The 16,563-nt window shown below is 65.5% G+C and carries 12 protein-coding genes; 6 read left to right on the forward strand and 6 right to left on the reverse strand.

All coding sequences use genetic code 11. From position 1 onward, the window contains the following. The first annotated feature begins 267 nt into the window (after positions 1-267). The 4 genes from SR870_RS02805 (at position 268) to dusA (ending at position 5,696) form a co-directional block, all read left to right on the forward strand. The gene (locus SR870_RS02805; protein ID WP_322516533.1) at positions 268-3,951 is read left to right on the forward strand and encodes an autotransporter outer membrane beta-barrel domain-containing protein; all 3,684 of its coding nucleotides are present in this window, start codon (positions 268-270) and stop codon (positions 3,949-3,951) included. A gap of 176 nt (positions 3,952-4,127) precedes the next feature. Further along, positions 4,128-4,382 (forward strand): hypothetical protein, encoded by a 255-nt coding sequence (locus SR870_RS02810; RefSeq protein ID WP_322516534.1) that lies wholly within the window; start codon positions 4,128-4,130, stop codon positions 4,380-4,382. Positions 4,383-4,397: 15 nt separating this feature from the next. Further along, positions 4,398-4,523 (forward strand): hypothetical protein, encoded by a 126-nt coding sequence (locus SR870_RS02815; protein WP_322516535.1) that lies wholly within the window; start codon positions 4,398-4,400, stop codon positions 4,521-4,523. Between the two features lie 186 nt (positions 4,524-4,709). Next, on the forward strand, positions 4,710-5,696 hold the full coding sequence (gene dusA, locus SR870_RS02820) for a tRNA dihydrouridine(20/20a) synthase DusA (RefSeq protein WP_322516536.1): 987 nt from the start codon (positions 4,710-4,712) through the stop codon (positions 5,694-5,696). Positions 5,697-5,998: 302 nt separating this feature from the next. Here dusA and SR870_RS02825 read toward each other — a convergent pair whose 3' ends face one another. From SR870_RS02825 to SR870_RS02845, 5 genes are all read right to left on the reverse strand, one after another. Continuing rightward, positions 5,999-7,987, reverse strand: coding sequence for an adenylate/guanylate cyclase domain-containing protein (locus tag SR870_RS02825; RefSeq protein WP_322516537.1), 1,989 nt, complete (start codon positions 7,985-7,987; stop codon positions 5,999-6,001). Between the two features lie 229 nt (positions 7,988-8,216). Then, positions 8,217-8,753 carry a TIGR02281 family clan AA aspartic protease gene (locus tag SR870_RS02830; RefSeq protein ID WP_322516538.1) on the reverse strand — a complete coding sequence of 179 codons (537 nt, stop codon included), beginning with the start codon at positions 8,751-8,753 and terminating at the stop codon, positions 8,217-8,219. Positions 8,754-8,763: 10 nt separating this feature from the next. After that, positions 8,764-8,970, reverse strand: coding sequence for a DUF1289 domain-containing protein (locus SR870_RS02835; protein WP_322516539.1), 207 nt, complete (start codon positions 8,968-8,970; stop codon positions 8,764-8,766). A 45-nt stretch (positions 8,971-9,015) separates the two neighbouring features. Further along, on the reverse strand, positions 9,016-10,608 hold the full coding sequence (locus SR870_RS02840; RefSeq protein ID WP_322516540.1) for a HAMP domain-containing sensor histidine kinase: 1,593 nt from the start codon (positions 10,606-10,608) through the stop codon (positions 9,016-9,018). 172 nt (positions 10,609-10,780) lie between these two features. After that, positions 10,781-11,650, reverse strand: a complete 870-nt coding sequence (locus tag SR870_RS02845) for an NAD(P)-dependent oxidoreductase (protein WP_322516541.1) — start codon at positions 11,648-11,650, stop codon at positions 10,781-10,783. Between the two features lie 346 nt (positions 11,651-11,996). On the opposite strand from SR870_RS02845, the gene SR870_RS02850 reads away from it, so the two are divergent. Beyond that, the gene (locus SR870_RS02850) at positions 11,997-13,115 is read left to right on the forward strand and encodes an Mrp/NBP35 family ATP-binding protein (protein ID WP_322516542.1); all 1,119 of its coding nucleotides are present in this window, start codon (positions 11,997-11,999) and stop codon (positions 13,113-13,115) included. 218 nt (positions 13,116-13,333) lie between these two features. Next, entirely contained in the window at positions 13,334-14,422 is a 1,089-nt protein-coding gene (locus tag SR870_RS02855) for a TRAP transporter substrate-binding protein (protein ID WP_322516543.1), read from the forward strand. Between the two features lie 288 nt (positions 14,423-14,710). Here SR870_RS02855 and SR870_RS02860 read toward each other — a convergent pair whose 3' ends face one another. Then, positions 14,711-16,552: a TRAP transporter large permease subunit gene (locus SR870_RS02860; RefSeq protein ID WP_322516544.1), complete on the reverse strand. Its 1,842-nt coding sequence runs from the start codon at positions 16,550-16,552 to the stop codon at positions 14,711-14,713. Positions 16,553-16,563 lie beyond the last annotated feature (11 nt).

Raw genomic sequence — 16,563 nt, forward strand, 5'->3', positions numbered from 1 at the left:
AACAGCCGGGTAGCTCGGGTAAATGTCGTTGACGCTGTTGCTGGCGTCACGCTCGGTCGTCATTTCGTAGATCGATCCACTACGCGGCCTCCCCATCATCCGCCAGCGGAGTTCCAGGTCGTATCGCCTGTCGGCGAACAACCGAGTGGAACAGAGCAATATTGATCATCGTATATCTACGAAGCGAGCATGCTGCCTTTCAGCGACCGGATAGTTGTGAGTCACTGGCGGAATCCAGTTCGCCCCGGTCGAACAAGGAACCAGCCAATGGCTTCGATCATCGACGGGGACCGATCGCGTGGTGTGCAGCCTTGGTCCCGCCAGATTTCAAAACGCAGAATGTGCTCCGGGGCACGTCTATTCCTACCTATTGGGGCGGTGTTCACAAGCGTGCTTCCCCTCTCGGCGCAGACCGTCACAGTCACCAACCAATCCGAATTTGACGCAGCCATTCAGCAAGCGATCACCGCTGGCCAGCCCAACACTATCGATGTGCTCAGCGCAACGCCGATCACTGCCGATACGGGGTTCGTACTGCCCGGGCAGGCATCGCCGCTGAACCTCAATTTCGGACTGACGCCCACTCTCAACGTCGGCGTGGGGACGACCGGAACCCTGACGTTCGGTGACGGCACAAATCTCACTTTTGCGCCGACCACAGGCCCTGCGGGGTGGTCGGTCGGCCGGGACGCTGGCGGCAACGGCACGGTCAATATGACCGGCGGTGTGGTCTCTTTCGTCGGCTCGCAAGCGAACTATCTGGCGCTCAACATTGGGCGCGGCACCGGCGCCACGGGGACGTTCAATCAAAGCGGCGGCAGCGTCGACTTGGCCGGCGGAGCGCTTCAGATCGGCGTCGTTGGAGGCACCGGCACCTACAACCTCTCGGGCAATGGCTCGCTGGCGCTCTCCGCGACCGCCGGCACTCTGTATCTTGGCGCCAGTGTCGGCGATGTCGCTCTGTTGCACATCTCCGGCGACGCCAGCTTCAGCGGCGGCCGCCAAATGTATGTGGGCAACGCCGGCAGCTTGGGCATCATCACCCAGGACGGTGCAGGTTCGAATGTGGTCCTCAACGGCCTGAATTTCGCGCTGTTCGGAGCCCGCGTCGGCGGCGGGGGCGGTCCGGCGGGCACCGGCATCTATAATCTGAGCGCCGGAAACCTCGACATCGGAAGCTCTGGCGCAAGCTTCGGCAATGCCTCCGGCGGGTTCGGCTACTTCAATCAAAGCGGCGGCACCTTCAACACGGTCGGCGGCAGCGCGCTGTTGCGGATCGGCCAGTCCGGCACCGGCGAATACAATCTGAGCGGCGGCACCGCGACGCTGGCGGCCGGAATGGATATCGGACAGTTTGCCGGCTCGAGCGGCACCGTCAATCAATCCGGCGGCGTATTGACGCTCGCAGGCGGGGTGATCCATTTTCTCGCCGGAACCGGAGTCTACAATCTGACCGGTGGCACGCTGCAGATCGGCGGCGTCAATCCGATTACGACGACTGGCGTTGGCACCTATCAATTCAACCTTGGTGGCGGCACTATCCAGGTGTTCGGATCCAACCTGGACAGCGATACCCCGTTCACGCTGCTTCCCGGCACGGTCTCGGCGATCGACACCAACGGGTTGAGCGCGTCGCTGAGCGGTGTGCTGTCAGGCAGCGGCGGCCTGGCCAAGACCGGCGCCGGATCGTTGGCTCTGTCCGGCCTCAATACCTATTCCGGCGGGACCTTCCTGAACGGCGGAATACTCCAGGTCGCAGCGGACTCCGATCTCGGCGCAACAACCGGAGGCCTCACCTTCGGCGGGGGCACACTGCAATTTCTCACAGGGCTGATGACCAACCGCACAATCAGCCTTGGCGCCGGCAGTGGCATCTTCGACACCAACGGCAACAATGCAACGCTCGGAGGCCCGATCGACGGCGCCGGTGGGTTGATCAAGACCGGCATCGGAGTTCTGACGCTGGTCGGACCGGGCAGCTATTCGGGTGCGACGACGGTCGATGCGGGAACGCTTCAAACCGGCGCTGCGGATGTCTTGTCACCGGTCAGTGCCTTTTCGGTCGCAAGCCTTGGCGCCCTCAATCTCAACGGTTTCGATCAGACCATCGGCTCGCTGTCGGGCAGCGGCGCGGTCGCGTTGGGATCGGCGACGCTGACCACCGGCGGTGACGGCAGCTCGACCGAATTTTCGGGCATCGTCAGTGGAGCCGGCGGATTGCGCAAGGTTGGCACCGGCGTCTTCGGGCTCTCGGGTGCCAACACCTATACGGGTGCGACCACCATCGACGCTGGCGTGTTGAACGTCAGTGGCTCGCTGGCCTCGACGGTGTTTGCCAGTAACGGTGGTACGCTCACGGGCAATGGGACCGTTCAGAACCTGGCCGTCGGCAATGGCGGCACCGTGGCGCCGGGCAATGCGACACTGAACGTATCGGGCAATATCAGCTTCGCCGCGGGATCGGTGTTCGAGGTGGATGTCACTGCGGCAGCACCGTCAAGCCGGCTCGCCGTGGGCGGATCCGCGACCCTGGCGGGTGGAACCGTTCAGGTATTTGGTACTCCCGCCAGAGATCTCACTTATACAATCCTGACGGCGGCGCAAGGCGTGACCGGCACGTTCGCCAACGTTGTCGCGCCGAGTTCTATCTTCCTCAGCACGGTGCTGAGTTACACGCCGACATCGGTGCTGCTCAGCCTGCAGCAGACACGCGCCTTTGTCGATGTGGCGGTGACACCGAACCAAGTCAGCGTCGCTGCCGCGCTTGATGCGCTTCCGGCTGGGAATCCGTTGTTCGAATCGATTTTGACACAGGCCTCCGCGGCCGGTTCCCTGCAAGCATATGATGCGCTCTCGGGAGAGCTTCACGCCAGCACTCAAACGGTCATGCTCGATGATAGTCGCGTCGTGCGCCAAGCCTTGCTCGGGCGCATGCGGCAAGCGTCGTTCGGCGACGCGAGCGGTCTCATGGCCTCGCTCGGCGGCGGACCGACCGTCGTCTACGCACAGCCGGCGCTCGCCTTTGAGGATCGCTTCGCTGCCAACGCGGATGCTTTCGCTTCCGCGGATCCGCGCGGGACGGCGGCGCCGGCCAGGGCCAGGCCAGTCGCCGCCCATGAACACGAGATCGCCTGGTGGACACAGGGCGTGGGGGCTTGGGGCAAAATCGCCAGCGATCAGAACGCCGCATCCATCACCCGGGATCTGGGCGGGTTCGTCACCGGTGTCGACGCCCGCTTCGGCAATCATTGGCGCGCAGGCTTGGCCGGCGGCTACACCAACTCGAATGTCACCGTCGCCTCGCGCGCAAGCTCAGCGGTGATCGAGACGGCGCACCTGGCCGCCTATGCGGGCACCAATTACGGATCGTGGAACCTGCGCTCCGGAGTGTCCATCAGCCGCAGCGAAGTCGACACCAGCCGCATCATCGCATTCCCCGGCTTCTTCGATCGCACCCGCGCGCGCTATGGTGCCACGACGACTCAGGTGTTTGGCGAAGTCGGCTATGGCCTGCTGCTCGGCGCAATTGCGGCCGAGCCTTTTGCCGGCCTCGCGGGCGTACATCTCAGCACCGACGGCTTCAACGAGGCCGGCGGCAGCGCAGCGCTCAACGGCATGCACAGCAGCAACGATGTGGGCTATTCCTCAATTGGCGCGCGGCTGGCGAGTCCTTTCGTGCTACCGAATGGCGCGGTGCTGGTACCGCGTGCGTCCGTCGCATGGCAGCATGCCTTCGGCGACGTGGCGCCGTCTGCCGCTCTGGCGTTTCGCGGAGCAGGCGCGGCATTCAACATTTCCGGCATCCCGCTTGCACAGAATGCTGCGTTGATTGAAGGCGGACTGGACTTCGTAATGACGTCGCAGGCGACCATCGGGATTTCCTACGTGAGCCAGATAGCCGAGTCGGCGCAGGATCATTCGATCAAGGGCAATCTGCTGGTCCGGTTCTGAAGGCTGCCCTGGATGGCCGGGACAAGCCTGGCGCGCGGGAACTCGGACTCTTGCGCCGTCCCCTCCGCTCCTGCTGGACGCCGCACTCGTGGCAAGAGTCCGGGGTCGCTCGCCCAAGGGGCTTGCGCCCCGGAATGAGTGGCGAATCCCGCGATAAGTAGAGCTATCGATTACCCTTGCCGCCGTCGTTCTTCTCGGCGGCCCGGCGCAGCGCTTCGGCGAGCGCGCCGCCTCCTGAGGGCTGCGCGGCCGGCTGGCGCGACGATGACGAGGAGGAGGGCGCGCTGCTGCGCGGCCGGTTCGACGGCGCGCTGGCGGCGACGCGGTCCTGCTTGGCGCCGGATATATCCAATTTCAGTACCAACGGTGACAGGACCGGTGCCCTCAAGCGCGCGCTCTTTTCCAAACTTGATAAGGCGGTCTCGATCTAATTCTGGGAGACGAAGATGTCCAAGTCTCTCGTCGAGGAAGATCAGCCTGGCGCTCTTCGAGCGTCCGATGGTCTTGCCCACTTCCACAAAGTCTTGGCGATGAAGTGCGATGAGATCGCCGAAGAACTGAGCATCTCGTGATTTGCGTGTCGCCGCCGGTTGTTGCCGATCGATCCGACGCTCGATATCAATCCCCCATTCCTCAGCGTCCTGCACGCGTGTGCGCTCCGTGTGCACTGATGCGTCGAAAAACCGGAAAAAACGTCGCGTCATGGCGTAGAATGGAGTGCACACGACGCGACCTAACGACCTGAATGTTCTCGAAAAATGCTGTCAAATCAATCGCATAGATTTGCCGTGGCGCCCATGATGGAGTGGACCGACCGGCATTGCCGCGTGTTCCATCGGCTGCTGACGCGCCGTGCGCTGTTGTATTCCGAGATGCTGACCGCGAGCGCCGTGATCCATGGCGACCGGGCGCGGCTGCTCGGGTTCGATGCGTCCGAACATCCGGTGGCGCTGCAGCTCGGCGGTTCCAATCCGGCCGACCTGGCGACCGCCGCGAAGATCGGCGAGGATTTCGGCTATGACGAGATCAATCTCAATGTCGGCTGCCCGTCCGATCGGGTGAAGGACGGCCGGTTCGGCGCCTGCCTGATGGCGGAGCCCGAACTGGTCGCGGATTGCGTCGCGGCGATGAAGCGCGCGGTGCGCATTCCGGTGACGGTGAAATGCCGGATCGGCATCGACGATCAGGATCCGGAAGCGGCGCTCGACACGCTGGCGCGCAGCGTCGTCGCCGCCGGCGTCGATGCGCTGATCGTGCATGCGCGCAAGGCGTGGCTCAACGGTCTGTCGCCGAAAGAAAACCGCGACATCCCGCCGCTCGACTACGATCGGGTGTACCGGCTGAAGCGGGCGATGCCCGATCTGCCGATCATCATCAATGGCGGCATCGGCAGTATCGCCGAGGCGAAGCAGCATCTGGCGCATGTCGACGGCGTGATGCTCGGCCGCGCCGCGTATCAGGAGCCGTGGCGGCTGCTCGACGTCGATCCGGAATTGTTCGGCGATGCCGCGCGGTACGCCACGATGAAGGACGCGCTCGAGGCGCTGATCCCGTATATCGAGCAGCAACTCGCGCAGGGCATGCGGCTGCATGCGATCACCCGGCACCTCATCGGCGCGTATCAGGGCGTCCCCGGGGCGCGCGCGTTCCGGCGCTATCTGTCGGAATTCGGCGTCAAGCCGGATGCCGACACCAGCGTGTTGCGCAAGGCGATGGTCGCGGTCGAACAGCGCGCGGCCGCATAGGCGGCGTGAATGGGCAAGTAGTTCGGCGACCCTCCGCTCGGCGCAGGGCTGTCGCCTGTCAAGTATCAGGATTAGTGCCCCGAGCCTCTTCACCCTCCCCTCGAGGGGGAGGGTCGGCACGCAGCCCGCAGAGCGGGGTGCGGGACGGGGTGGGGTGGGCCGCGGGCACGGCGGATGAACTCTTCGCCACCCCACCCCGCTCGCTGACGCGAGCGACCCTCCCCCTCCAGGGGAGGGTGATCGTTGCGGCGACTGCGAACGCTCAGATGCGATTGTCCCGCCCCCTCGCAGGGCGTTGATCCTCAAGCCTCGTCGAGATCGGCGACGACCTTGGCGAGCGCGTCGCGCACCTCGGTGCGATCGGCGGAGGCGGTGTCGATGAACAGCCGCATCCCGGGCAATTCCTTGCGAATGATCTCGGCCGGCGTTGCGGCCTTGAGGCCGCGGACCGCGTAGGCACGGACCGGCTCGCCGAAGCCCTTGACGGTCAGCGCCGGCCGCTCCTCCGCGTCGATGAAGTCGTTCACCAGCGACCAGGTGACGTGGGAGATCAGGATCGATCCCGGCTCGCAGTTCTGTTCGAGCCGCGAGGTGAGATTCACCTCGCCGCCGACGATGGTGTAGTCCATCCGATCGGGGCTGCCGAAATTGCCGACGGTGCAATAGCCGGTGTTGATGCCGATCCGCACCCGGAACGGCCGCTGCGCGCCCGCGGCCAGCCACTCCGTCTCCAGTTGCTTGAGCTTGGTCTGCATCTCGATCGCCATCATCACGCAGGCGACGGCGTCGTCCTTGACGCCGCGGCTCTCCGGATCGCCGAAGAAGGCGAGCACGGCGTCGCCGACATATTTGTCGATGGTGGCGCCGTGCTTCAGCGCGATCTGCGCCATCTCGGCGAGATAGCGGTTGAGCATCGCCGTCAGGTCTTCGGATTCCAGCTTGTCGGTGGTGGCGGTGAAGTCGGCGATGTCCGACAGGAAGATCGTCAGTTTCTTGCGCTTCGAGGCGATCTCGGCGACCTGATGGCCGCTGAATATCGAGGAGTACACCTGCGGTGACAGGTATTTCGACAGCGCCGCCGACAGGCCTTCGAGACTGCGGGTGCGGGCTTCGAGTTCGGCGGTGCGCTGCCTCACCATCGAATCGAGATGCTCCTCGCGTGCCGCGACCTGACCGGCCATCCCGGTGAACACCCGCGCCAACTGTCCGAGTTCGTCGCCGCGATCGGCGGCGGCCGCGAGCATCGCGGGCTCGAAGGTCTGGGATTCCAGCGCCGACGCGGCCCGGGTGATCTGGCGCAGCGGCGCGGATTGGTGGCGTGCGACGCCGATCGACAGCAGAATGCCCAGAGCGGCGATCGCGGACGCCGTCACCGCGGCGATCTCGGCCTGACTCTGCACCGTCGCCCACACCCGGTTCATCGGCAGGCGGACCAATGCGGCGCCGACGATCTCCTTCTTGTCGTTGTGAACCGGCGCGATGACGCTCAGGTTCTCCCGGCTCTCGACGTGCCGGGTCCGGCCGTCGGCGATCACCGAGCCGACCGGTCCCAGCTCCTGCTTGTTGGGGCCCTCGTGCCGGTCCACACCGTAGACGCCGGGACCGACGATCGCGTCGAGCTTGCGGTCGAACACCCACACCGCGTCGATGTCGCCGTCCGCCAGCAGGTTCTCCACGGCCCGTTGCAGCCCGACTTTCGCCGTCAACTGCTCGAGCAGTTTCGCACTGCGCCCGACCTGAATGATCCTCGGCTTGTCGATGCCGCCGACGCCGACATACTTGAAATGCTGATTGTCGATGTCGCGCTTGCGCGCGTCCTGGTCGACCACCTTCTGCTTGCCGGTCAGGAGATCGTGGAACGCGAAGGCCTGCGGCTGGACCTGGGGCGAAGAGCTGAAAGTGAAGTCGATCCCCGGCGTGCTGTGCAGATAGGCATGGCCTTTGTCGTCGGTGATCCAGATCTCGTCCAAGACGGTCGCGTCGGTGATGCTCTTCAGCCGGCGATTGATGTCGTCGGGCGTCATGCCCGCGCGCTCCGCCGCTTCGACGAATTGCGCCAGAATGCTGCCTTGCGCCACCATCTCGTCGGCGATCATCGATTCCACCTCGGCCGGAATCGAGCTGGCGAGGCTGGCGCTGCGCGCCAGCAGCCGCGCGACCATCTCGCCGGATGCTTCCGCCTCGGTGATGATGGCCCGGCGTGTCGTCCAGGTGAGCAGCGCGGCGGTGACGAGCGTCGCGCCGACCGTCAGCACGGTGACGAGCAGGATCAATCGGGTGGTGAATTTCATCGAACAACCTGTTGTCGCATGATCGCCTCCGAAACTCGGTCGTCCAGGTTTCGGATCATGCGCGGCCCGTCGCCCGATCAAATGCGCCGCTCGGTTCACGCGCATTGCTGTCCCTCAAACCGGCGACGACGACCAGCGATCGACACCGGGCCTTCGATCCTCGAACGCGCGGTCCGGCGTTCGATTCGAACCGCAGCGGCCCCCGAACGATCGGCGGCATCCCACAGGCTTACGGATAGCCGTGCAGCCGCAACTGGTCGGCGCGGACCTCCCAGCTTTCCAGCCGGTCGAGGAAACTCATGCCGAGCAGATTGGTCTTCATCTGGCCGCGCGGCACCACCAGCGCCGGCACCGAACGCTCCACCAGCCTGCCGATCGCGATGCTGTCGAGCGACAGCTTGGCGGCGCGGGTGCGCCCGCCGGCGGTTTCGACCTCGACGTCGAAATTCAGCAATTCGAGCGGCAGCCCGGCGGCCTTTGCGGTCTCGTAAGTCAGCACGACCGAGGTCGCGCCGGTGTCGATCACCATCGGCGCGTTGACGCCGTTGACCTTGGCGCGCACGGCGAATTCGCCGCCGGTGCCGCGCGGGATCCGGACCACGCGGCCATGCCCGGCGCCCGTCGTTGCGGTCGCCGCCGCGACGCCCTTCTTCAGCATCGTCGACATCGTATCGCCGGCTTGCGAGATACGCTTCGGGTCGCCATAGGCGACCACCGCGCCCGCGGTCCCCAGCAGCACCGCCAGAACCAGCAGGATCCGGCTCACGGGGCACCCGTCAGTCGGCGCGGTCCGAGCGCGGCTTGGGCGGCTCCAGGCCGGCCGCGGCCATCCGCTCCGGCAAGGCGTCCATGATGGCGAGGCGCTCGTCGCTGGCGAGCCGGTGCCAGCGTGCGATTTCGGGAAGCGTGCGGCCGCAGCCGTAGCACAGGCCGGTTTGCGGATCGATCAGGCAGACCGCGATGCAGGGCGTTTCGATGCTCATGCCGGATCGTGACGGACATTGGATGATCTCCGCAAGCCCCCATCGCTACAGCCCGGTGCCGGCATTCATGATCGGCTTGCCGCGCGCGCGGCTGCGTTCGTCGGTGTCGCCGAGGCTCGGCTGCAGCGGCGCCTCGTCGGCCATCGGCGCCAGCGCCGACATCACCCGCTCCGGCGGGAAGGTGACGATCACTTCGGTGCCGATCCGCAGCTTCGATTTCAGCGTGAAGGTGCCGCCGTGCATGTCGACCAGGCTCTTGGCGATCGGCAGGCCGAGGCCGGCGCCCTGTTCGGCGGATTTGATCGAGTTGGAGCCCTGGCCGAACGACGCCAGCACCACCGGGATCTCCTCTTCGGGGATGCCCGAGCCGGTGTCCTTGACGCTGAGATACTGGCCGCCCGACGCGGTCCAGCCGACCTTGAGCCAGATCTCGCCGCCCTGCGGCGTGAACTTGATCGAGTTCGACAGCAGATTGAGCACGACCTGGCGCACGGCGCGCTCGTCGCCCCAGATCCGCGGCATGCCCTGCTCGAACACTTCGTGGATGGTGATGCCGCGGCTGGAGGCGCGCAGCTTCAGCAGGTGATGACAATCCGTCACCACATGGACCAGCGAGATCGCTTCCTCGTTGAGTTCGTAGCGGCCGGCCTCGATCCGCGACAGATCGAGGATTTCGTTGATCAGGTTGAGCAGGTGGACGCCGGAATTGTGAATGTCCGCCGAGTAGTCCTTGTAGACCGGCACCGCATGCGCGCCGAAGATCTCGCTCTTCATCACTTCGGAAAAGCCGAGGATGGCGTTGAGCGGCGTGCGCAGCTCGTGACTCATCTGCGCGAGAAACCGCGACTTGGCGACGTTGGCGGCCTCCGCCCGATGCCGCGCCTCGTCGGAAATCGCCTTGGCCTGTTCGAGCTCGCCGATCAGCGCGTCCTTCTCGGCGCGCGCTTCCAGCGTCGCCAGCGTGGTCGAATGCAGGCGATGCGCGAGCAGCGCGAAGTAGGCTTCCGCCGCGACCGTCAGCGCCGCCAGCACGTAGCTGTCGAAGGTGCCGCCGAGCACGAAATTCAGAGTGATCGCCGCGGTGACCGGCACGGTCGCCGCCAGTGCCGCGATCGGCAGGCTGGCGGCCAGCATGCTCGACACCGCCACCACCAGCAGCATCAGGAACATCAACAGCGTGTTGGAGACGACGGTCAGCCCGATCGGGTGGACCAGGATCGTGGTCCAGGCGAGGCCGTACAGCAGATCGAGCGCCACGAAGCGGCGGCGCCAGCTCCGGGTGCGTGACGGCGAGGCGGGCTCCTGCAGGAAGCGGCTGCAGTTGCGGATCATCACGGCGTGGATGCACAGCATCCCGACGGTCCAGCAGCCGGCGGTGACCGGATCGAACCAGAATGCGAACAGGATGCCGGTGACCACCACCAGCAGCATGATGACGAAGGACGCCGACAGCCTTGTCTGCGCGAATTGCCGGACGAGTTCGTGGTCGAAGGCGGGGCGGGTGCCGCTGGTCGAGGTCAGCCGGTCGCGGGCTTCGCGGACGCGTTGAGCCGCAGCGCGCCGGTTGCGCGCCGGGGCGACCACCGGGTTTTCAGCCGGAAGCTGGAAGACTTCGGGCTTTTCGGCGGACTCACTCATCACCAACACAATTCCAGCGCAAAAACGCGCGCAGCTACACCAGCCTAGACTTGGCTCATATCTTCGAGAGTAGCCCTAGAGGGAATGATATTCCGGTTAACAGCTGGCTAACGATTGCGGTTGTCGCCGCGTGAAAACCGCAATCGTCGGGCGAATCCGTAGTCCCTGCGTCTCAGCGTTCGAGCCGCGCCAGCAGGCTGGAGGTGTCCCAGCGCCGGCCGCCGAGCTTCTCGACTTCGGCATAGAAGGCGTCGACCAGCGCCGTGACCGGCAGGCTGGCGCCGTTGCGGCGCGACTCGGCGAGGCAGATCGACAGATCCTTGCGCATCCATTCGACCGCGAAGCCGAAATCATACTTGCCGTCGATCATGGTCTTGTGGCGGTTCTCCATCTGCCAGGACTGTGCGGCGCCCTTGGAGATGGTGTCGATCACCGCGTTGACGTCGAGCCCGGCCTGTTTCGCAAAGTGGATGCCCTCCGACAGCCCCTGCACCAGACCGGCGATGCAGATCTGGTTGACCATCTTGGTGAGCTGGCCGGAGCCCGCCGGGCCGAGCAGCTTGCACATCCGCGCATAGGACGCGATCACCGGTTCGGCCTTCGCATAATCCGCGTCGCTGCCGCCGCACATCACCGTCAGCACGCCGTTCTGCGCGCCGGCCTGGCCGCCCGACACCGGCGCATCGATGAAGGCGAAGCCGGCCTTGGTCGCGGCGGCATCGAGTTCGCGCGCCACTTCGGCGGAGGCGGTGGTGTGGTCGACGAAAATCGCACCCGACTTCATCGCCGCGAACGCGCCGTCGGCGCCGGTGGTCACCGCGCGCAGATCGTCGTCGTTGCCGACGCAGGCCATCACGAAGTCCTGATCCTTCGCCGCCTCGGCCGGCGTCGCCGCGACGCGGCCGCCGAACTGTTCGGCCCACGCCTTCGCCTTGGCCGCCGTGCGATTATAGACCGTGACCTCGTGGCCCCCCTTCTTGACGAGATGACCGGCCATCGGAAAACCCATCACGCCGAGACCGAGGAAAGCGACTTTGGCCATGTCTGTACCCTTCAGGATTGCGCGGCCCGGCGAAGGCCGGCCGATCGATGTGGAGGATTGCGTGCGGCCCCGAGACAGGCCGGCGGCGGCAGGTGCGCCAGCATAGGCTGCGAGGCCCGACGGGCAAGGGCCGGTGCGGGGAATTGTCCATCGACCGGGTATCCGCGTCGCGCGGGGTGACCCTCTCGCGGTGCAAAAGAGAGTTTCGCTGGACTCGGCGACTGCTGTAAACCGGCCGCGACGATCGGGCGAAGACGGCGACAACCGATTCCGCCTTGAATAGGGCGATGCCATGTGATCGGTGGGGCCCGACCGGTGCGGCGCATATCGGCGCAGGAGATTTCCATTGAGCGTGACGCAGCAACAGATTCGCGACAGCTTGGCCAAGGTGATGACCCCGCGCGGCGTCGCCCTGACGCAGGCCGAGGTTCTGTCGGAAATCGCCGTGACTGACGGCAAGGTGTATTTCTCGATCAATGTCGACGCCGCCGAGGCGCGATCCTGGGAAAGTGTGCGGGCCGCGGCCGAGGCGGCGGCGCGCGCGGTTCCCGGCGTCACCAGCGCGCTCGCCGCGCTGACTGCGGAGCGCCGTCCGGGCGCGGCGCAGCCGCCACGATCGGGCGTCGCGCCGGCCGCGGCGCACCGGCCGGCGCCGGCCGGCGGCGCGCAGTCGCCGATGTCGAAGCAGTCGGACATTCCCGGCGTCGGCGCGGTGATCGCGGTGGCCTCCGGCAAGGGCGGCGTCGGCAAATCGACCACGGCGCTCAACCTGGCGCTGGGACTGCGCGATCTCGGCCTGCGGGTCGGCTTGCTCGATGCCGACATCTACGGCCCGTCGGTGCCGCGCCTGACCGGCATCCAGGAGAAGCCGCAGCTCGACGACAGCCGCCGGATGATTCCGATCCGGCGCTTCGGGCTGTCGATCATGTCGATCGGCTTCCTGGTCGACGAGGAAGCGCCGATGATCTGGCGCGGGCCGATGGTGATGTCGGCGATCACCCAGATGCTGCGCGACGTCGACTGGGGGCAGCTCGATCTGCTGGTGGTCGACATGCCGCCGGGGACCGGCGACGCCCAACTGACGCTGGCGCAGAACGTGCCGCTGAAAGGGGCAGTGATCGTTTCGACGCCACAGGACCTCGCGCTGATCGATGCGCGGCGCGGGCTGGCGATGTTCACCAAGGTGAACGTCCCGGTGCTCGGTATCATCGAGAACATGAGCTACTTCCTCTGCCCGGAATGCGGCACCCGGTCCGATATCTTCGGCCATGGCGGCGCCCGGCACGAGGCCGAGCGGCTGGCGGTGCCGTTCCTCGGCGAGATCCCGCTGCATATGGACATCCGGGCCAGCTCCGACGCCGGCACGCCGGTGGTGGAGAGCGAGCCGAACGGCCCGCATGCCGAAATCTATCGCGCCATCGCCGGACAGGTCCGGGACCGCCTCAAAGCCGCCGCTGCAATCTGACGCAGGGCGGGCGCGCGGTGCGATCGCGGATCACGCGCGACCGCGATGAGTCCGCCTTCGACTTTGGTTGAATCTGGAGTATCCGGCCAGCGGCGGCGTTTCCGCCGCGCAGCATCCGTGATAGAGACGCTTCCACCAATCGGCTTCGTACCGGACATTCTCGACCGCGAAACGCAAGCCAAGGAATCCGGGAAACGCCGGCAACAAGGAGATGCCTTATGAAACGTCGTGACTTTCTGAAAGTATCAGCAACCGGCGCCGCGGTCGCGGCGGTGGCTTCGCCGGCGATTGCGCAGTCGTCCCCCGAGGTGAAGTGGCGGTTGACCTCGAGCTTCCCGAAGTCGCTCGACACCATCTATGGCGGCGCGGAATATCTCGCGAAGCAGGTCGCCGAGATGACCGACAACAAGTTTCAGATCCAGGTGTTCGCCGCCGGCGAAGTCGTCCCCGGTCTGCAGGCGCTCGACGCCACCTCGAACGGCACCGTCGAGATGTGCCACACCGTGTCGTACTACTATGTCGGCAAGGACCCGACCTTCGCGGTGTTCGCCTCGGTCCCGTTCGGCCTCAACGCCCGCCAGCAGAATTCGTGGCTGTATCAGGGCGGCGGCAACGAGCTCGCCAACGAGTTCTACAAGAAGCACAACGTGGTCGGTTTCCCCTGCGGCAACACCGGCACCCAGATGGGCGGCTGGTTCCGCAAGGAGATCAAGACCGTCGCCGACATGAGCGGCCTGAAGATGCGGATCGGCGGCATCGCCGGTCAGGTGCTGCAGAAGGTCGGCGTGGTGCCGCAGCAGATCGCCGGCGGCGACATCTACCCGGCGCTGGAAAAGGGCACCATCGACGCCGCCGAGTGGGTCGGCCCGTATGACGACGAGAAGCTCGGCTTCCAGAAGGTCGCGAAGTACTACTACTATCCGGGCTTCTGGGAAGGCGGCCCGACCGTGCACGCCTTCACCAACCTCGAGAAGTTCAACGCGCTGCCGAAGAACTATCAGGCGATCCTCGCCAACGCGGCGGTCAACACCAACACCTGGATGAACGCGCGCTACGACATGCTCAACCCGACCGCGCTGAAGCGGCTGGTGGCGAGCGGCACGCAGTTGCGTCCGTTCTCCAACGAAATCCTCGACGCCTGCCTCAAATCCACCAACGAGCTGTGGGGCGAGATCTCGGCGAAGAACCCCGACTTCAAGAAGGCGATCGACGCGATGCAGGCGTATCGCTCCGACCAGTATCTGTGGTGGCAGGTCGCCGAATACACCTACGACAGCTTCATGATCCGCTCGCGCACCCGCGGCTGATCAGGCGTCAGCAATCACGAAACAGCCCGGCCTCCGCGAGGGGGCCGGGCTTTTTTTGTCCGAGTTTTGGCCCCGTCGCCATCGAAGGAGCCTGCTGAAAGTACAAACAATGAAGGTGCGGGACTGACTTTCCCCGTCATGGCCGGCCTTGTGCCGGCCATCCACGCTTTCGGTTGAGATTGCGAACAAAAACGTGGATGGCCGGGACGAGCCCGGCCATGACGGAATTGATAGGCTGATTGCGGCGGCGCCCGTTGCGCGTCCGCGTCGGCCGATGGAGTGATCCGGCTAGAACTTCGGCGGGCCGAAATCGAGCTGCGGCGTTTCCATCTGCGGGATGTCGAATTCGATCTTCGACGGATCGACCGTGCTGGCGATGCCCTTGTAGTGCATCACCATCGCCGGGAAGGTGATCACCAGCGCCACCATGATCAACTGGATCACGACGAACGGCACCGCGCCCCAATAGATCTGCCCGGTGGTGATCGGCGCCATCCGCTTGCCGGTGATCCGGTCGATATAGGACTCTTTGGGCGCCACCGAGCGCAGATAGAACAGCGCGAAGCCGAACGGCGGATGCATGAACGAGGTCTGCATGTTGACCGCGAGGATGATGCCGAACCAGATCAGGTCGATGCCGAGCTTCTCCGCCGCGGGGCCGAGCAGCGGGATGATGATGAAGGCGAGTTCGAAGAAGTCGAGGAAGAACGCCAGCACGAACACCAGGGCGTTGACGAAGATCAGGAAGCCGAGCTGCCCGCCGGGCAGCGAGGTCAGCAGCTCCTCGACCCAGCGATGGCCGTCGACGCCGTAGAAGGTCAGCGAGAACACGCGGGCGCCGACCAGGATCATCACCACGAAGGCCGACAGCTTGGCGGTCGCCTCGGTGGCCTGACGGGTGAGGTCGAAGGTCAGCCGGCGCTTCATCAGCGCCAGGATCACCGCGCCGGCCGCGCCCATCGCGCCGCCTTCCGTCGGCGTCGCGACGCCGATGAAGATCGTGCCGAGCACCAGGAAGATCAGCCCGAGCGGCGGCACCATCACGAACACGACCTGCTCGGCGAGCCGGGACAGCAGCTTCAGGCGCAGCAGCCGGTTGATCACGGCGATGACGAACGACAGCGCGACGGTCACCGACATCGTCAGCACCACGTAGTCCGCGCCGCCCTTCACATCGGTGTAGCGCATCGCCACGATGCCGATCGTGGTCGACAGCACCACGACCAGATACAGCGACAGGGTCATGGTGCGGATCACGCCGATGAACGGCCGGAACAGCACCGCGAGCAGCACCACGAACCAGAAGCCCTGCATCGCCATCGCGGGCAGGCCGATCTTGTCGAACGCCGGCATGCTCCAGCCGAACCCGCCGAGATGCACCGCGAAGAAATAGGCGGTGGCGGCCGCCGAGATCGCCGCCAGCGGCACGATCATCGGGTTCTGCAGGGTGTCGTGGTCGCGCAGGGTCTGCGCTTCCAGCGGCAGGCCGGGCGCCGCCTTCGGGGCGAATACGGTCACTAGGAAGATGTAGCCCGCATAGAGCAGCGACAGCACGATGCCGGGAATGAACGCGCCTTCGTACATGTCGCCGACCGAGCGGCCGAGCTGGTCGGCCATCACGATCAGCACCAGCGACGGCGGAATGATCTGCGCCAGCGTGCCCGATGCGGCGATCACGCCGGTGGCGACGCGGCGGTCGTAGCCGTAGCGCAGCATGATCGGCAGCGAGATCAGGCCCATCGAGATCACAGAGGCGGCGACCACGCCGGTGGTGGCCGCGAGCAGCGCGCCGACGAACACCACGGCGTAGGCGATGCCGCCGCGGATCGAGCCGAACAACTGCCCGATGGTCTCGAGCAGATCCTCGGCCATGCCGGATCTCTCCAGCACCAGCCCCATGAAGGTGAAGAACGGAATCGCCAGCAGCGTGTCGTTGTTCATCACGCCGTAGACGCGTTCGGGCAGCGCCTGCATGAAGTCGGGGCGGAACAGCCCGAGTTCGATGCCGATGAACGCGAACATCAGGCCGTTGGCGGCGAGCGAGAACGCGACGGGATAGCCGAGCAGCAGGAAGATCACCAGGGAGCCGAACATGATCGGCGCCATGTAGTGGATGAACATCGCGGTCATTCGAACCGGCT

This window comes from Rhodopseudomonas palustris (genome assembly GCF_034479375.1).
In the GTDB taxonomy this organism is placed as follows: domain Bacteria; phylum Pseudomonadota; class Alphaproteobacteria; order Rhizobiales; family Xanthobacteraceae; genus Rhodopseudomonas; species Rhodopseudomonas palustris_M.

Bases quoted from the DNA above. Each gene is read 5' to 3' on its own strand.
- SR870_RS02805 (WP_322516533.1), top strand. From the start codon at position 268: ATGGCTTCGATCATCGACGGGGACCGATCGCGTGGTGTGCAGCCTTGG.
- SR870_RS02815 (WP_322516535.1), top strand. From the start codon at position 4,398: ATGTCCAAGTCTCTCGTCGAGGAAGATCAGCCTGGCGCTCTTCGAGCG.
- dusA (WP_322516536.1), top strand. From the start codon at position 4,710: ATGCTGTCAAATCAATCGCATAGATTTGCCGTGGCGCCCATGATGGAG.
- SR870_RS02825 (WP_322516537.1), bottom strand. From the start codon at position 7,987: ATGAAATTCACCACCCGATTGATCCTGCTCGTCACCGTGCTGACGGTC.
- SR870_RS02835 (WP_322516539.1), bottom strand. From the start codon at position 8,970: ATGAGCATCGAAACGCCCTGCATCGCGGTCTGCCTGATCGATCCGCAA.
- SR870_RS02840 (WP_322516540.1), bottom strand. From the start codon at position 10,608: ATGAGTGAGTCCGCCGAAAAGCCCGAAGTCTTCCAGCTTCCGGCTGAA.
- SR870_RS02845 (WP_322516541.1), bottom strand. From the start codon at position 11,650: ATGGCCAAAGTCGCTTTCCTCGGTCTCGGCGTGATGGGTTTTCCGATG.
- SR870_RS02855 (WP_322516543.1), top strand. From the start codon at position 13,334: ATGAAACGTCGTGACTTTCTGAAAGTATCAGCAACCGGCGCCGCGGTC.
- SR870_RS02860 (WP_322516544.1), bottom strand. From the start codon at position 16,552: ATGACCGCGATGTTCATCCACTACATGGCGCCGATCATGTTCGGCTCC.